General features: G+C 75.7%; 11 protein-coding genes. 3 read left to right on the forward strand and 8 right to left on the reverse strand.

Annotation, left to right across the window (positions count from 1 at the left end; translation table 11 throughout):
* Window positions 1-34 precede the first annotated feature (34 nt).
* The 3 genes from CO540_RS23540 to CO540_RS23550 are packed head-to-tail and all read right to left on the reverse strand — an operon-like array spanning window position 35 to window position 6,458.
* Complete coding sequence (locus tag CO540_RS23540) at window positions 35-2,860, reverse strand: FtsX-like permease family protein (protein WP_157779173.1); 2,826 nt, start codon at window positions 2,858-2,860, stop codon at window positions 35-37.
* Between the two features lie 14 nt (window positions 2,861-2,874).
* A complete protein-coding gene (locus tag CO540_RS23545; RefSeq protein WP_099163660.1) occupies window positions 2,875-3,621 on the reverse strand; it encodes an ABC transporter ATP-binding protein in 747 nt (248 codons plus the stop codon).
* A 2-nt stretch (window positions 3,622-3,623) separates the two neighbouring features.
* Window positions 3,624-6,458 (reverse strand): ABC transporter permease, encoded by a 2,835-nt coding sequence (locus CO540_RS23550; RefSeq protein ID WP_157779174.1) that lies wholly within the window; start codon window positions 6,456-6,458, stop codon window positions 3,624-3,626.
* A gap of 98 nt (window positions 6,459-6,556) precedes the next feature.
* On the opposite strand from CO540_RS23550, the gene CO540_RS30450 reads away from it, so the two are divergent.
* The gene (locus tag CO540_RS30450; RefSeq protein ID WP_099163662.1) at window positions 6,557-7,207 is read left to right on the forward strand and encodes a PadR family transcriptional regulator; all 651 of its coding nucleotides are present in this window, start codon (window positions 6,557-6,559) and stop codon (window positions 7,205-7,207) included.
* Window positions 7,208-7,233: 26 nt separating this feature from the next.
* Here CO540_RS30450 and CO540_RS23560 read toward each other — a convergent pair whose 3' ends face one another.
* Genes CO540_RS23560 through CO540_RS23570 form a run of 3 tightly spaced genes read right to left on the reverse strand, consistent with a single transcriptional unit; the run spans window position 7,234 to window position 10,623 of the window.
* Complete coding sequence (locus CO540_RS23560) at window positions 7,234-8,337, reverse strand: low specificity L-threonine aldolase (protein WP_099163663.1); 1,104 nt, start codon at window positions 8,335-8,337, stop codon at window positions 7,234-7,236.
* Entirely contained in the window at window positions 8,334-9,521 is a 1,188-nt protein-coding gene (locus CO540_RS23565) for a pyridoxal phosphate-dependent aminotransferase (RefSeq protein WP_099163664.1), read from the reverse strand. Before CO540_RS23565 ends, CO540_RS23560 begins: the two co-directional genes overlap by 4 nt.
* Before the next feature lie 31 nt (window positions 9,522-9,552).
* Complete coding sequence (locus CO540_RS23570) at window positions 9,553-10,623, reverse strand: MmpS family transport accessory protein (protein WP_099163665.1); 1,071 nt, start codon at window positions 10,621-10,623, stop codon at window positions 9,553-9,555.
* A 239-nt stretch (window positions 10,624-10,862) separates the two neighbouring features.
* On the opposite strand from CO540_RS23570, the gene glmS reads away from it, so the two are divergent.
* Complete coding sequence (glmS, locus tag CO540_RS23575; RefSeq protein ID WP_099163666.1) at window positions 10,863-12,776, forward strand: glutamine--fructose-6-phosphate transaminase (isomerizing); 1,914 nt, start codon at window positions 10,863-10,865, stop codon at window positions 12,774-12,776.
* Window positions 12,777-12,826: 50 nt separating this feature from the next.
* Here glmS and CO540_RS23580 read toward each other — a convergent pair whose 3' ends face one another.
* Together CO540_RS23580 and CO540_RS23585 are read right to left on the reverse strand one after the other, a co-directional pair.
* Window positions 12,827-14,470: an alpha/beta hydrolase gene (locus CO540_RS23580; protein ID WP_099163667.1), complete on the reverse strand. Its 1,644-nt coding sequence runs from the start codon at window positions 14,468-14,470 to the stop codon at window positions 12,827-12,829.
* Window positions 14,467-14,769 carry a type VII secretion target gene (locus CO540_RS23585; RefSeq protein ID WP_099163668.1) on the reverse strand — a complete coding sequence of 101 codons (303 nt, stop codon included), beginning with the start codon at window positions 14,767-14,769 and terminating at the stop codon, window positions 14,467-14,469. Before CO540_RS23585 ends, CO540_RS23580 begins: the two co-directional genes overlap by 4 nt.
* Before the next feature lie 252 nt (window positions 14,770-15,021).
* Between CO540_RS23585 and CO540_RS23590 the strand changes: the two genes are divergently transcribed.
* Window positions 15,022-16,491 (forward strand): NAD(P)H-hydrate dehydratase, encoded by a 1,470-nt coding sequence (locus tag CO540_RS23590; RefSeq protein WP_099163669.1) that lies wholly within the window; start codon window positions 15,022-15,024, stop codon window positions 16,489-16,491.
* Window positions 16,492-16,514: the final 23 nt, after the last annotated feature.

The raw sequence follows: 16,514 nt of genomic DNA on the forward strand, positions 1-16,514 counted from the left end.
CGCGGCCGGCGTCGTCCCCGGTGCGCGGCCCGCGTCACTCCTGTGCGAGCAGCCGTGCGGTCGGTAGGCGGCGTAGCAGGTAGGCGGGGACGAGCGCGGCCAGGCAGGTGACCAGGACGCCCGCCAGGGCGGCCAGGACGGCGGTGGTGACCAGCGCTGCGGGCAGGTCACCGACGAGCCAGGCGGCGCCGCCGAGCCCGAGGCCGGCGCCGCTGAGCGCGCCGAGGCCGCCGAGGAACAGCGCCTGGTAGCCGACGAGACGGGTGAGCGCCCCGTCGGTCCAGCCGGTGGCCTGGAGGGCGGCCAGTTCGGTGGCGCGGTCCCGGACGTCCAGGTAGAGCACGTCCGCGACGGCGGCCGCGCCGAGGAGCACCGTGGCCACGGCGGCGAGGGTGTCCGCGCCGCGTACGTCCAGCGACACCGTGTCGCCCAGCAGGCTGCCGACGATCGCGCCGCGGAAGGCGTAGGCGACGGCGCCGACCACCGTGAGTGAGGCGACACCGATGGCGAGGGCGGCGGCGCCGAGCACCGTGCGCGCGGGGACACGGGCCAGGTTGACCACTGCCATTCCGGCGACGGTCCGGGTGCGGTGGGCGCGGAGGGCGGCGGCCACCGGTGGGCGCAACGCGGCGGCGGGGTGGGCGCGGGCGGCCCGCAGCGCGGGTGCCAGACCCGCGACCAGGGCCAGGAGCAGCGCCACCGGCACGGCGAGCAGCGCGCGGTCCCACTCGACGTCGATGCCGAGGGCGCGGCCGAGGGGGACGGCGAGGCCGACGCCGAGCAGCCCGGCGGCCAGGCCGAGCGTGGCGACCTCGCCGAGGACGAGCGCGCCGATGCGGCGTGCGGACCAGCCGAGGCAGGCCAGCACGGCGAGTTCGGCACGGCGGTCGCGGACGGCGGCGGTGACGGCGTTGCCGAGGAACAGCGTGCAGACCACGAGGACCAGCGCGAACAGCACGGCGCTCTTGCGGTCGACGGCCTTCGTGATGATCGAGGCGACGCCGAGGGCGGACCAGTTCTCGGTCAGCCTCAGGTCGGGGCGGCCGAAGGCGCCGGCGGGCAGGTCCACGGTCTGCGGCGCGGGCGAGGACCCGAGGGTGATGTCCACGTCGAGGCCGGTGGTGGTGGCGATCCGTTCGGCGATCAGGCGGACCCGCTCGGCCGAGCGTTCGTTGTAGCCGTCCACGTCGGCCACCCTCACCCGGATCGCGCTGATCGGCGCCTTGCGCTGCCGGGCGGGAGCGCCGACCAGCAGGTCCGGGACGCTGGCCAGGTTGGTGAGCAGCAGCGGCGGTGCGGAGAGGTAGCCGCCGGGGCTGCCGTTGGGCAGCAGCGGCCGGTCCCCCAGCGCCTGCCGGCTGCGGTCGTCGGCGCCCTCGACGGTCGGTGGCTCGTAGGTCTCCAGCGGCACCCGGGACAGGTCGTCGAATCCGGTCAACCGGAGCGGGTCGAACGTGCCGACCGGACGCCAGCTGTGGGAGAGGGCCTCGTCGCCGATGCTCGTCGGCACCTGGTTGAGCGGCCGGAACGACCGGTCGTCGGCGAGCCAGGACCGCTGCCGTCGGATCACGAATTCGGAGCCGTAGACCGACGGGTCGACAGTGACCGTCCGCGGCCGCAGGACGCCGTCCGGTCCCTCGTCGTAGTCGACCGGGCCGGCCTGCAACACGAGGTCGAGCACGCCGCCGCAGCACTCCCCAGGACGCTCGATCAGGTTCCGGATGTCCCCGAGGTAGCGGTCGGCGAAGTCCTCCCGCCCGCCGCCCGCCGGCCTGCCGGGGAGCGTGGCGAGGGCCGACCCGACCGTGGCGGCCGGCAGGCCGGCGATCCCGGACGGCACGAGCTGGCGGTACGTCGCCGAGACCGACCCGTCGACGAACGGGCGGCTGGTGGCCAGGACCGGGAACTCGGTGGCCTGACCCCAGGAGGAATAGTCCACCCGGGCCGGCCGGCGGTCCGGCGGAAGTGGGATGCCGTCCTGGATCGCCTTGTTCAACCCGACCAGCCGGTCCTCGGCCACCGGGTCGACGGCGGCGAGCAGCAGCGCGACACTGACCCCCACCGGGAGCAGCAGCCGGTCGGTGGGCGCCGGTGGCTTTCCCCGGCGGGCCGGGCCGAACTCGAACCGCCCGTCCGGTCGCAGGTGGGCCGCGCTGAGCGAGGTCATGTCGAGTTCGGACATGGTGGATCCGGCCGCGCCGTCGCTGGCGACCGCCAACGGGTCGCAGACCGGCAGCGAACGCCCGTCCGGTTGGACCTCGCGCGGGACCGCGTACTCCCGGCCGCAGGCGTCGACGGGGTGTTCGCTGCCGTCGGTGTACCGGAGCTTCCGGCCGGGCGGCCCGGAGAAGTCCGGACGGATCAACGGGTGCTTCGTGAGGTAGAGGTATCGGGGTGCGGCCCGCCCGACCGACCGACCACGGTCCGTGTCGAAGGTCAGGTCGATCCGGATGACCTGCCGGTCCAGGGCCGGGTCGACCGCGCCGGTGAGGTCGAGCGAGCCGCTGATGATCTGGTCGGCGTGCCCGAGCATCGCGATGGGCGCGGCCACCTCGATGCCGGGCAACGCCTTGACCTGGTCGTACTGGGCCGTGGTGATGCCGCCGAAGAGGCCGGACAGGTAGTTGGGACGGACCAGCCCGCGCTGCGCCTCCAGCGGGGTGCGGCTGCCCGTGGGACGCACGAGAATGTCGTAGGACGCGCGGGTGTGCCGTTCGAGGCTGCCGATCACGGCGAGCCGCGAGGTGGTGGTAGCCCCGGTGAGGACGACGAAACCGGTGGTGGCGACCAGGACGCCGGTCAGCAGTGCCACCGAACGGCCCGCACGCCCGCGCAGCTGTCGCCAGACGAATCGGAACACGCGCGCTCCCTCGGTCAGAGACGCAGGCGGGAGGCACGGTCGAACGTGTCGGCCGGATCCTCCCCGTCGGTCAGGTCCACGTCCTCGACGACCCGTCCGTCGCCGAGCCGGATCAGACGGTCGCAGCGGGCGGCGATCGCCGGCTCGTGGGTCGCGAGCAGGATCGTCATGCCGTGCCGGTCGCGCAGGTCGAGCAGCAGGTCCAGGATCTGGGCGCCGGTGGTCGAGTCCAGGTTGCCGGTCGGCTCGTCGGCCAACAGCAGCCGGGGCCCGCCCATCAGCGCCCGCGCGATCGCCACCCGCTGCTGCTGGCCGCCGGAGAGCTCCGCCGGCAGGGCCCGTTCCCGGCCGGCGAGGCCCACCGCGTCCAGCAGTTCGCGGGCGCGGGCGGCGTGGTCGGCCCGGCCCCGGCGCGGCAGCACCGGCGCGATCACGTTGTCCAGCACGGTGAGCGCCGGCAGCAGGTGGTAGCGCTGGAAGACGAAACCGACCCGCTGCCGGTAGCGGGCCAGGGCCGCCCGGCGCAGCGCGGTGACCTCCACGTCGTCCACCGTCACCGTGCCCCGGTCGGCCTGCTCGATCGCACCGATCAGGTGCAGCAGCGTGGACTTGCCCGAGCCGCTCGGGCCGGTCAGCGCCACCACCGACCCCGCCGCGATCTCCAGCGACACGTCGTCGACGGCGGTGAGCCGCTCGGGGCCGGTGCGGAACTGCCGGACCAGCCCGGCGATGCGTACCGTACTGCCCGTCGTCCCTTCCATTGTCACTCCTCTGCCAGCAGTCGTGCGGTGGGTAGGCGGCGCAGCAGCGCGGCCGGTACGAGCGCCGCCAGGCAGGTGACCAGCACACCGGCCAGGGCGACCAGCGCCGCCACGGTCACCAGGCCGGCCGGCACCTGGCCGACCACGAGGGCCGCCCCACCGAGCCCGAGGGTGGCGCCGCCGACCGCGCCGAGCGTGCCGATGACGAAGCCCTCGTAGCCGACCAGGCGGCCCAGCGCCGCGTCGGTCCAACCGGTCGCCCGCAGCGTGGCGAGTTCGGCGGCCCGGTCGCGGATGTTCAGGTAGAGCACGTCGGCCACGGCGGCGGCTCCGAGCAGCACGGTGGCCACCGCCGCGAGGGCGTCCGCGCCGCGCACGCTGAGCGACACCGTGTCACCGAGCAGGCTGCCCACGATCGCGCCCCGGAACGCGTACGCGGTGGCGGCGACCAGGGTCAGCGCGGCCACCCCGATGGCCAGCGCGCCCGCGCCCAGCATGGTGCGGCCGGGGCTCCGCATCAGGTTCACCAGCGCCAGGCCGGGCACGGTGCGGGGTCGGCGTACCCAACGGGCCGCGGCGACCGGCGGACGCAACGCCTCGGCCGGATGGGCGCGCGCGGCTCGCAGCGCCGGCGCCACGCCGGCGACCAGCGCCAGCAGCAGGGCCACCGGTACGGCGACCAGCGCCCGCCGCCAGTCGATGCCGATGTCCAGGGCCGCGCCGAGCGGGAACGCCAGGCCGACGGAGAGGAGCCCGGCGGCGAGACCCAGCGCGGCGACCTCACCGAGGATCAACGCGCCGATCCGGTGGGCCGGCCAGCCCAGGCAGGCGAGCACCGCCAGCTCGGGGCGCCGGTCCCGGACCGCGGCGGACACCGCGTTGCCGAGAAAGAGCACGCAGACCACCAGCACCAGGACGAAGAGGGCGGCGCTCTTGCGGTCCACCGCCTCGGTGATCACGGAGGCGACCCCGAGTGCCGACCAGCTCTCGGTCAGGCGCAGGGCGGGACGGCCGTACCTGCCGGCCGGTAGCTCCACGGTCTGCGGCGCGGGAGAGGACCCGAGCGTGATGTCGACGTCGAGGCCGGTGACCTGGGCGATCCGCTCGGCGATCAGGCGGACCCGCTCGGCCGAACGCTCGCTGTAGCCGCCCACGTCGGCGACCCGGACCCGGATCGCGCTGATCGGCGCGGTGCGCTGCGGTGTGCCGGCGCCGTCCAACAGCTGGCCGGCGCTGGCGAGATTGGTCAGCAGCAACGGCGGCGCGGACAGGTAGCCGGCCGGGTTGCCGCTCGGCTCCAGCGGCCGGTCGCCCAGCGCGGCCCGGCTGCGGTCGTCGGCACCCTCGGCCACCGGCGCCTCATACGTCTCCAATGGCACCGCGCCGACGTCGCTGAAGCCGGTCAGCCTCTCCGGGTCGAACACGCCGACCGCCCGCCACTGGCGGAACGGGGTGACCGCGCCGCCGTCGGGCAGGGGAAGCCGGCGCAGGGTCCGCGCCCCGATGTCGTCGGTGAGCCAGGGGCGGGGCAGCCAGCTGAACTCGCGCTCCTTGCCGAAGATCTCGGGTGCGGCCGGTGGCGCCGGCGCGGCGTGCAGCTCGCCGCCGGGTCGCTCGTCGTACCTCACGGGGCCGGGCTGCGTCATGATCTGGAGCTGCCCGGAACAACAGCCCCCCGGGTCGGAAATGCCGGCCGCGAGCCGGCTCCGGTAGGCGTCCGCCAGCTCGGCCCGAGCCACCCCGGCCGGTGTGCCGGCTGCCCGCCGCAAACCGTCCTCCAGGTCGACGGCCGGCATTCCCGCCGGGCGGGCGGCGGGCAGCCGGGTGAGCGTGGCTCGCAGCTCGCTGTCGAGATAGGGGCGGCTGGTGGCGAGCACCGGGACCGACCGGTTGAGCGCGGTGCCGAGCAGCTTCTCGTCCACCGCGTCACCGGCCCGCAGGGGGCGGCCCGTCGTCACGGCGCCGGCGAGGCCGACCAGACGCTGCTCCGCGTCCGGGTCCACGGCGGCGAGCAGGAACGGCACGGTGACCGGCTCGGTGAGCGTCAACCGGTCGGAGATCGCCGTCGCGGCGTCGCCGTTCTCCGCGAGCACGTGGTTCTCCGCCTCGAAGCGGCCGTCCGGCAGCAACCGGACCGGCGTGACCCACCAGTTGTCCCGCTCGGAGAGCGTGGCGCGGTTGCCGATCAGGGCACCCCGCTGCGGGTCGCAGATCGGCCGGCTGCTGCCGTCCGGCTGCACCTCGCGCGGGACCGCTCCGCAGACCTCGTCCACCGGATAGCGCCTGCCGTCGGTGTAGCGGAGCTCGTCCAGATGTTCCGGGTCGACTATCGGATGGATGAGGGGGCGTGTGGTCACGTACACGTACCGTGGCTTGCCCGGCGCGGTGGACAGGCCGCGCTCGGCCACCCAGGTGGGATCGACCCGGATCACCTGCCGGTCGAGGGACCGGTCGACCGCCGAGGTGAGGTCCAGCCGCAGCGGCACCGCCGAGGTCGAGTAACCGATCATCGCGATGGGCGCGGCCACGTCCACTCCGGGGACCGTTCTGACCTGCTCGTACTGCGCTGTGGTGATGCCGCCGTAGGTGTCGGAGAGGTAGTTGGGCCGGACCAGCCCGCCCGTGGTCTCCAGGGGCGTGCGCGTCCCCTGTGGGCGGACGAGGATGTCGTAGGCGGCCCGGGTGTTGCGCTCGACGGTGCCTTCGACGGCCAACCGCGAGGTGGTGGTGGCGCCGGTCAGGACGACGAAGCCGGTGGTGGCCACCAGCACGCCGGCCAGCAGCGCCACCGACCGTCCCGCACGGCCACGAAGCTGCCCCCAGACGACCTGGAACATGTCGCGCCTCCCCGTGTGCTGACCACACTGTGCGCGATACATTGTGACAATGCAAGGCCCCCGACGGGTGCCTGTCCGGAACCGGATCGGAGAAGACGGTGGCGATCCAGCACGCGGTCCTGGCCCTCCTCGCCCGCGGCCCGAGCTACGGCTACGAGCTGAAGGGCGCGTTCGAGGCGGCGGTCGGACCGCAGTGGGGCCCGCTCAACATCGGGCACCTCTACCAGATCCTCGACCGGCTCTCCCGGGACGGCCTCGTGGTCGCCGAGCGGAGGTCACAGCCGGTCAAGCCCGACCGGGTCGTCTACGAGATCACCGCCGACGGCCGCGCCGAACTCGACCGTTGGTTGACCGCGCCCAGCCCGCGCAGCGGCGGCTTCCGGGACGACTTCTTCCTCAAGGTGACCGCCGCGGCCCGCTCCGGCGAGGCGTCCGTCGTCCGTTCCGTGCTCACCAACCAGCGCGGCCATCTCCTGCGCGAGCTGCGCAACCTCGACGGGTTGCGCCGCCGGGCCGACGACCCCGTGGTCCGGCTGCTGCTGTCGGCCGCGGGCCGGCACGTCGAGGCCGACCTCGCCTTCGTCGACGACGCCGAGGCGGCGCTGCTCGCCGACGGCGGCGTCACGCTCGCCGGCCTCGCCGACGCGCCCCCGTCCGACCGGTCCGCCGGGCGAGCGGCTCGGGCCGACCCCATCGACGCGGCGGCCCGGCCGGACGACGGAACCGGCCCGACGCGGGCCGCCGGCTGACGCGCGAGCCGGTCGCGACGCGTCGGTCAGGCCGCCAGTCGGCGCAGGAAACGGTCGGCCAGCTCGGTCACCGCCTCGGCGTCCAGCTCCCGCGCCGGGCCGGCCACCGTCACCTCGGCCAGCGCCAGCCCGGGCACCTCGGTGTCCCGCCAGCCGCCGACGAACCACGCCCGCTCCTCCTCGGCCAGGGCGAGGTTCGCCGCGTTCAGCGCCGCCGCCGGGTACGGCAGCCAGAACCGGAACTGGTGGGTGTGCGGCGGCGTCGGGTGGACCCGGGCGCCGGGCAGGGCGGCCAACGCCTCGGCCACCACCTTCGCGTGCCCCACGTGCCCGGGCAGCTCCGGCAGCTCCCGGGTCAGCCCGGCGAGCGCGGCCAGGGCCGCCGGCCACTGCTGGAACAGCGTGCCGCCGTAGCGGTGCCGCCAGGCGCGCGCGTGGCGGGCCAACTCCGCGTCCCCGGCCAGCGCCGCCCCGGAGTGGCCGCCGAGCGACTTGTAGAACGAGACGTACGTGCTGTCGGCCAGCGCCGCGATCTCGGCCGTCGAGTAGCCGAGGTGGACGGTCGACTCCCAGAGCCGGGCGCCGTCGAAGTGCACCCGGACGTCCCGGGCCCGGGCCGCTGCGACCACGGCGACCAGCTCGTCCCAGGTCGGCAGCACGAACCCGGCGTCCCGCAACGGCAGCTCCAGGAAGAGCGTGCCGATCGGCTCGTCGAGCGCGGCGACCTCGGCGGCCGTCGGGTTGCGCGGGGCGGCCGTGGTCGACACCGCGCGCACGCCGGCGAGCAGCGCGTACGCGTCGCGTTCGTGCACCAGCGGGTGGCTGAGCGGGTGCAGCCCGACCCCGGCCCGGCCGGTCAGCTCCGCCCCGTGCCGCATCGCCACCTGCTGCGCCATCGTGCCGGAGGGGAAGAACACCGCGGCCTCCACGCCGAGCAGCTCGGCGACGCGCAGCTCCAGCTCCGCCACCGGCCCGCCCTCGCCGTAGAGGTCGGGCAGGTCGTCACCGGCCACCGCGCCGAGCGCGGCGAGCTGCTCCCGCACCGACGTCGGGCGTACGCCGGAGAGCATTGTTGTGCAGCCGCGCTGGGCGGCGAGCCGCCGCAGCCGTTCGGCGTGTCCGTCGCTCATCCGTCCTCCCGGAGCCGGCGCAGCCGGGTCACCGCCTCGGCGAGCACCTCCGGCCGCTTGCAGAACGCGAACCGGACGAGCCGGCGGCCCGCCTCCACGTCGTCGTAGAAGACCTGTGTCGGCACCCCCACCACGCCGCAGCGCTCCGGCAGGGACCGGCAGAACTCCACCCCGTCCCGGCCGCCGAGCGCGCCGATGTCGGCGGTGACGAAGTAGGTCCCCTCGGGCGGGAGGACACCGAAACCGGCGTCGGCGAGCCCGGCGACCAGCTGGTCCCGGCGGCGTTGCAGGTCGTCCCGGAACCCGGTGAAGTAGGCGTCGGGCAGGCCGAGGGCCACCGCCACGGCCGGCTGGAGCGGGCCGGCGTTGACGAACGTGAGGAACTGCTTCACCCGCAGCACCGCCGCGACCAGCGGTGCCGGCCCGCTCACCCAACCGACCTTCCAGCCGGTGCAGGAGAACGTCTTGCCGGCCGAGGAGATGCGCAGCGTCCGCTCCCGCATGCCCGGCAACCCGGCCAGCGGCAGGTGCGGCCCGGCGGCGTCGGTGTAGACGAGGTGCTCGTAGACCTCGTCGGTGACCGCGTAGACCCCGTGCTCCCGGCACAGCCCGGCGACCACTGCCAGCTCGTCGGCGGTGAAGACCTTCCCGGTCGGGTTGTGCGGCGAGTTCAGCAGCACCAGCCGGGTACGCGGACCGAACGCCGTGCGCAGTTCGTCCGGGTCGAAGGCGTACCGGCCGTCGGCGCCCGGTCGCAGCGTCACCGGGCGGCGGACCGCGCCGGCCAACGCGATCGAGGCCGCGTACGAGTCGTAGTAGGGCTCGAAGCAGACCACCTCGTCACCCGGCTCGCAGAGGGCGAGGACGCTTGCCGCGACCGCCTCGGTGGCGCCGGCGGTCACCACGACCTCGCCGTCCGGGTCGTAGTCCAGGCCCCAGAACCGGCGTTGGTGGGTCGCGACGGCCGCGCGCAGGGCGGGGATCCCCGGACCCGGCGGGTACTGGTTGTGGCCGCCGCGCAGCGCCTCGGCGGCGGCGGCGAGCATCTCCGGCGGGCCGTCGGTGTCCGGGAAGCCCTGCCCGAGGTTGACCGCGCCGGTGCGCACGGCCAGCGCCGACATCTCGGCGAAGACGGTGGTGCCGAACGGCCGCATCCGGGCCACCAGGGGATCGGTCGTCGTCACGGCGGCCAGCCTACGGCCCACCTCCGACGCGTCACCAGCCGAAGCAGGTCGCGCCCCACCGGCCGGAGTTCCGGTACACCTCCCGGCCGTCGACGGTGATCCGGCAGGTCACGTCGCCGGCGTCGGGTCCGGCCGGGGTTGCGGTGACCTGCACCCGCTCGCGGTTGTTCGCGGTGAGGCGCAGGCGCCAGGGCGAGGCCACGTCGTCGAGGTGGAGCAGGTTCTCGCCCGCGTCGTAGAACTGCACGTCCACCGGGCCGGTCGCGGTCACCTCGTAGACGACGGTGAACCGTCCGGGCCCGCCCGACGGGGTGGTCACCGGCGCCGTGGGGGTCGGCTCCTCGACGATCCCGTCCGGGTCGTCGAGGTACGGGTCGTCATAGGGTTCCCCGGACGAGGTCGAGTCGTCCACGAACGCCCCGAGCACGCCCAGGCCGACGCAGCCGCAGAAGGCCAGCACCAGCGCGGCGACCACGGTGACCACCAGGCCGACCGCCCATCCACCGGTGGACCGGCGCGGGGTCCCGCCGGGATACGCGTACGGCGGCGGGTACGGCCCGGGCGGGTACGCCCCCGGCGGATAGGCGGCCGGCGGATAGGCCGCGGGCGGATAGGCGGCCGGCGGCCAACCGGGCGCGGCCGGGCCACCGGGCGGCGGCCCGCCGGTGTCGCCGGGCGACGGGACGGCCGGGTCGCCGGACCAGCCGGCAGGCGTGACGGCGGGTGGGACGGCCGGTCGGGGGTGGCCGGCCGCTTCCGGCGCCGCCCAGCCCGCGCCGCCGGCCGGTGCCCCCGTCGGTCGGCCCGGTCCTTGGTTGACGCCCTGCCCGGGGGTGTCGGGCCGGTCGGTAGGGCCGGGCGTGCCGGCAGGGTCGGATGTGCCGGAGTGATCGCCGGTCCAGGGGCCCGGTGCCCAGGTCGGCGGCGACCACGGGGCCGGCGGCGTCCACGGCTGCGGGGCGGCCAGCGGGTCGGGCGGCGTCCAGGACGATGCCGCTGGCGGCGCGATCGGGTCGCTGGGCGTCGCGGCCGGGTGGGCCGGTGTCGGGGGTGGGTCGCTCGGCCCGGAGCCCGGCTCGGGGGCGGGGGTCGTTTCGGACATCGGCTCAGCTCACAGGGGTACGGCGCGGACGTCCGCGGAGGGGTGGGCGCGGCCCTCAATGTAGGGCGTGCCAGCCACCCCCGCGGCCCCGCCGCTCACGTCGACCGGTCAGCGCGCCGGGTGAGATGAGCAATTTTGTCCGATCCGCTCCATCCGCTCACCGGTTCGCTCATGTTCAGTGATCGTTAACCCGCCTTCCGAGCACGCGCGGTGAGCGAAACTCGGCTAGGCTGCGGACCATGTGTGGAATCGTGGGTTACGCCGGTGCGCGCCCGGCGCTCGGCATCGTGCTCGACGGACTGCGGCGGCTGGAATACCGCGGCTACGACTCGGCCGGGGTCGCCGTCGTCTGCGACGACGAGCTGCTGACCGAGAAGAAGGCCGGCAAGCTGGCCAACCTGGAGAAGGTCCTCTCCGAGCGGGCCGCGAGCAACCCCGAGGACTGCGCCGCCAGCCCGATCGGCATCGGCGACGGCACCACCGGCATCGGCCACACCCGGTGGGCCACCCACGGCGGGCCGACCGACCGCAACGCCCACCCCCACCTCGCCCCCGACGGCCGGGTCGCCGTGATCCACAACGGCATCATCGAGAACTTCGCGAAGCTGCGCGCCGAGCTGGAGGACGAGGGCGTCGAGTTCGCCAGCGACACCGACACCGAGTGCGCCGCGCACCTGATCGCCCGCGCGCTGGCCGACCTGCGCTCGGCCGGTGAGACCGACAGCCCGCAGCTCCTCGCCGCCGCCATGCGGGTGGTGTGCGCCCGTCTGGAGGGTGCGTTCACGCTGCTCGCCGTCGACGCCGGCATCCCCGGCGCGGTGGTCGGCGCCCGGCGCAACTCGCCGCTGGTCGTGGGCCGGGGCGACGGCGAGAACTACCTGGCCAGCGACGTGGCGGCGTTCATCGAGCACACCCGGGACGCGGTCGAGCTGGGGCAGGACCAGATCGTCCTGATCACGCCGGACAGCATCGACATCACCGACTTCGCCGGCCAGCCGGCGAGCGGCAAGGACTTCCACATCGACTGGGACTCGTCGGCCGCCGAGAAGGGCGGTTACGACTGGTTCATGCTCAAGGAGATCGAGGAGCAGCCGCAGGCCATCGCCGACACGCTGCTCGGCCGGCTCACCGAGAGCGGTGAGATCGCGCTCGACGAGGTCCGCCTCAGCGAGCAGGACCTGCGTGACGTCGACAAGATCTTCATCGTCGCCTGCGGCACCTCCTACCACGCCGGCCTGGTCGCGAAGTACGCCATCGAGCACTGGACCCGCATCCCCTGCGAGGTGGAGCTGGCCAGCGAGTTCCGCTACCGCGACCCGGTGCTGGACCGGTCCACCCTGATCGTGGTGATCTCGCAGTCCGGCGAGACGATGGACACGCTGATGGCGCTGCGCCACGCCAAGGAGCAGAAGGCCCGCGTGCTGGCCATCTGCAACACCAACGGCTCCACCATCCCGCGTGAGTCCGACGCGGTGCTCTACACCCACGGCGGCCCGGAGATCGCGGTCGCCTCCACCAAGGCGTTCCTCACCCAGGTCGTCGCGTGCTACCTGATCGGGCTGCACCTGGCCCAGGTGCGCGGCATCAAGTTCGCCGACGAGGTGGGCGCGGTGGTGGCCCAGCTCCAGGAGATGCCGGGCAAGCTGCGGGAGCTGCTGGATCGGATCGAGCCGGTCCGCGAGCTGGGCCGCGAGCTGAAGTCCGAGCCGACGGTGCTGTTCATCGGCCGGCACGTGGGCTACCCGGTCGCCCTGGAGGGTGCGCTGAAGCTCAAGGAGCTGGCGTACATGCACGCCGAGGGCTTCGCCGCCGGCGAGCTGAAGCACGGCCCGATCTCGCTGATCGACCAGGGCACGCCGGTGATCTGCATCGTGCCGTCGCCGGTCGGTCGGGGCATGCTGCACGACAAGGTCGTCTCCAACATCCAGGAGGTGCGCGCCCGGGGCGCCCGCACCATCGTGATCGCGGAGGAGGGCGACCAGGCGGTGGTCCGCTACGCCGACCACCTGATCTACGTGCCGCGTACGCCCACGCTGCTGGCGCCGCTGGTGACGACCGTGCCGCTCCAGGTGCTCGCCGCCGAGATCGCCGCCGCCCGGGGGCACGACGTCGACCAGCCGCGGAACCTCGCCAAGTCGGTCACTGTCGAGTAACCCACCCGTTCCGGCCCCCTCCGCCCCACGACGGAGGGGGCCGCGTCGTCTCACCCACCCAGCACGATCCGCGCCATCCCGTCCAACGCCGGGTTGTCGGGATCCCAGTAGCCGGTGTGGCCGTGCGGGGCGCTGGGGAAGCGCCGGCCGCCGAAGCCCGGGCCGCTCGGGTCGGCGCCGAACCACAGCCGCCCGGCGTGCGGGTCGAGCGCGGCCAGCGCCGGACCGAGCGGCGTGCCGGCCAGCAGGGTCCGGCGGGCCAGTTCGTCCGGTGGACGGGCCAGCCGGATGACGTCGTCGGGCGCGGTCGCCGCCCACACCTGCCCGGCCGGCATCCGCAGCTCGGTGGCGTGGTCGACGCCCACCCCCGGGGACCCCACGAAGACCAGCGCGTCGGCGCCCAGGCCGTGGTCCCGGGCGGCGGCGCCGACCACCACGGAGCCGTAGCTGTGCCCGAGCACGGTCTGCCGGGCCGGCGGTCCCTCGTGCGTGGCCCGCAACCCCTCCTGGAAGCGGTGCAACGCCGGCCCGGCGTCCTCGGCCTGCCGGGCGCCGGCTGCCTCGGTGAGCCGGTCCGGCGCGTCGTAGTCCAGCCAGAGCACCGCCGCCGTCTCCGCGCCCGGCCCGATCGCGTCGCACCGCTGGAGCACCCGGGCGGCCCGCCCCAGTTCGGCCGGCGCGTCGGCGAGGTCCGAGGTCATGCCCGGCACGTAGGTCAGCACCGCGCCGGCCCGGTCCGGGTTGCCGAGCGCCACCACCGCCCGCCCGTCCCCGGCCGGGTCGAGACCCAACAGGTACGCCCGTGGCGCCCCGGGCGCGGCCAGCCGCTCGGCCAACCCGTCGAGCCCGCGCAGCGCCGCCTCCACCCCGGCCAGCCGGGCACGGCGGGCCACCTCGAACGGCGCCGCCGGCAACGGGCGCGACAGGGCGATCCGACGGGCGAGCAGCTCCTCCCGCCGGTCGGCGAGCAGGAGTCGGTTGGCCTGGTCGCGGGCGGTCACGGGCACCCCGTCGAGCCGGCCCACCCGGCCCGGCTCCCGCCCGACCAGCCACCGCCGTTCGGCCGGGCTCAGGCCGGCCCACCAGCGGCTCACCTCGGCCGGCCCGGCGCCCGGCCCGGGCCGCCAGGCCGGTGGCACGCTCACCCAGCCGCGTGCCGCCGCCGTGGTCAGCTCGGCCAGCCGGCCGGCGGCCTCCCGGTCCGCCGCACCGGCCAGCGTCAGCGCGTCCCGGATCCCGGCCCGTGCGCGCACCACCGCCGGGCCGGCCCGGTCGACGGGCCGGCCGGGAGGCGACCGGACGGCGCCGTGGCGGTCCACCAGCAGGCCGCCGCTCTCGGCCCGGGCCACCTCGGCGCCGAGCCGTGCCTTCGCGACGCCCAGCCGGGCGCCGAACTCGGCGAGCGCCTGGTCGGCCTCGACCAACGCCGGCAGCACGTCGGTGAGCGCCGTCCGCAGCTCTCCGATCCGGCGCTGGGCGGCCGTGGACGCGACACCGGTCCAGCCCGGGCGGAGTTTCTCGACCCGGGCGGTCAGCCCGTCGGCGCGGCGGCGCACCGGGCCGGCGAGCCCACGCCAGGCCGCGCCGGCGGCGGGCCAGGCGACCGGGTCGGCCCGCCAGAGCTGCGCGTAGCCGGCCGGTGCGTCCCGGTCCGGGGCGGAGGCCGGCGCGGGGCGCGAACGCGGCGCGCTCACCGGGAGATCCCGGCGAGGCGGTGGGCGGCCCGGTCGTCCACCGCGTCGTAGCCGTCGGCCCCGGCGCGCAACGCCTCGGCGGTGTCGGCGACCCGGGCCGCCAGCGTGCCCGACCAGCGCTGCACCGCCGCCTCCAGGTCGGCCAGCGCACCGCCCGACCGCCAGCCGTCCGCCGGTGCCACCAGCAGCGGTTCCGACGCCTCGCCCGGCAGAGCGGCCAGCCGGAGCGCGTCGTCGCCCAGCTCCCGCGCCACCGCCCGCAGCAGTTCCGGATCGACGTCGAACGGCTCCTCCACCACGTGCCCTCCCCGCCTCGACCGGCCCCACCGGCCGGCTCCGCACGGCGACGACGCTAGGCGGAACGGTGGTGGCGCCGTCGACCCTGTGGACAACGGGCGAGGTTTTCCACAGGCGCGTTCGTGGGCGGGTTCCGGGCACCTGCCGCCGGTAGGGTGAGGCCTGATCGAGACCCGCGCGCGGGCCCTCGGTCGACCACCGGCACGGTGATCGGCACGCCGGACGGGCGGCACGACGAAACGGGACGGGGTGGCATGAGACCGGTGTGGCGGGTCGCGGACGTTCGCGCGGCGGAGGCGGGTCTGATGGCCACCCTCCCGGCCGGGGCGTTGATGCACCGGGCCGCGGCCGGGCTGTCCCGGCGGTGCGCGCTGTTGCTCGCCGACCGGGGCGGCGTCTACGGCGCCCGGGTCCTGCTGCTGGTCGGCTCCGGCGACAACGGCGGCGACGCGCTCTACGCGGGCGCGCACCTGGCCCGCCGGGGCGTCGCGGTCGACGCGCTGCTCCTCACCCCCGGGCGGGCACACGCCGACGGTCTGGCCGCGCTGCGTGCCGCCGGCGGGCGGGTGGTCGACCGGCCGCCCGCCGTGGTCGACCTGGTGCTCGACGGCATCGTGGGCATCGGCGGTGCCGGTGGTCTGCGGGAGACCGCCGAGCAGCTCGCGGCGAGCCTGGCCGGGCGTTGTGGACGCGACGGCACGCGCGCCACGGTGGTCGCGGTGGACGTGCCGAGCGGCGTCGCGGTCGACACCGGGCACGTCCCGCTGACCGACGCCGGCCGGCCCTGCGCCGTCCGCGCCGACGTGACCGTGGCCTTCGGCGCGCTCAAGCCGGCCCTGGTGGTCGGCCCGGCCGCCGCGCTGGCCGGGCAGGTCGAGCTGGTCGACATCGGGCTGACGCCGTGGCTGCGCGGCTCGCCCGCGCTCCGGGTGACCGAGTGGTCGGACGTGGTCGACTGGTGGCCCGCGCTCGGCCCGGCGTCGGAGAAATACTCGCGGGGCGTGGTCGGGGTGGCCACCGGGTCGGCCACCTATCCGGGCGCGGCGGTGCTCTCGGTCGCCGGTGCGCTGGCCGGTCCCACCGGCCTGGTCCGCTATGCCGGGGGTGCCCGCGCCGAAGTGGTCCACCAGCACCCGTCGGTGATCGCCACCGGCCGGGTCGCCGACGCCGGGCGGGTGCAGGCCTGGGTCTGCGGGTCCGGGCTCGGCACCGGCGAGGAGTCCGCCGCCGAGCTGCGCGCGGTGCTGGCCGCGCCGGTGCCGGTGGTGCTGGACGCCGACGCGTTGACCCTGCTCGTCGACGGCAAGCTGGCCGACCGGCTGCGCGGCCGGGACGCCCCGATCGTGGTGACCCCGCACGACCGGGAATACGCCCGGCTCTGCGGCGAGATGCCGGGGGAGGACCGGGTCGCGGCGGCGCTGCGGCTGGCCGCCTGGATGAACGCGGTGGTGCTGCTGAAGGGCGATCGGACGATCGTCGGCACGCCCGACGGGCGGGCGTACGTCAACCCGACCGGCACCCCGGTGCTGGCCACCGGTGGCACCGGCGACGTGCTGGCCGGGCTGCTCGGCTCGCTGCTCGCCGGCGGCCTGGCCCCCGAGCGGGCGGCCGCCGCCGCGGCGTACCTGCACGGGCTGGCCGGTCGGGAGGCGGCGCGCGGCGGCCCGGTGACCGCACCCGACGTGGCCGCCGCGTTGCGCCCGGTGCTGGCCCGACTGGGCTGATCCGGGCGCGGCCGTGACGCCGG

Source organism: Micromonospora sp. WMMA2032, from assembly GCF_002688545.1.
GTDB lineage: Bacteria > Actinomycetota > Actinomycetes > Mycobacteriales > Micromonosporaceae > Micromonospora > Micromonospora sediminicola.

What these genes read in the sequence shown, in the direction of transcription:
- CO540_RS23550 (WP_157779174.1), bottom strand. Translation starts at nt 6,458, where the DNA reads ATGTTCCAGGTCGTCTGGGGGCAGCTTCGTGGCCGTGCGGGACGGTCG.
- CO540_RS23560 (WP_099163663.1), bottom strand. Translation starts at nt 8,337, where the DNA reads ATGAGCGACGGACACGCCGAACGGCTGCGGCGGCTCGCCGCCCAGCGC.
- glmS (WP_099163666.1), top strand. Translation starts at nt 10,863, where the DNA reads ATGTGTGGAATCGTGGGTTACGCCGGTGCGCGCCCGGCGCTCGGCATC.
- CO540_RS23545 (WP_099163660.1), bottom strand. Translation starts at nt 3,621, where the DNA reads ATGGAAGGGACGACGGGCAGTACGGTACGCATCGCCGGGCTGGTCCGG.
- CO540_RS23590 (WP_099163669.1), top strand. Translation starts at nt 15,022, where the DNA reads ATGAGACCGGTGTGGCGGGTCGCGGACGTTCGCGCGGCGGAGGCGGGT.
- CO540_RS23570 (WP_099163665.1), bottom strand. Translation starts at nt 10,623, where the DNA reads ATGTCCGAAACGACCCCCGCCCCCGAGCCGGGCTCCGGGCCGAGCGAC.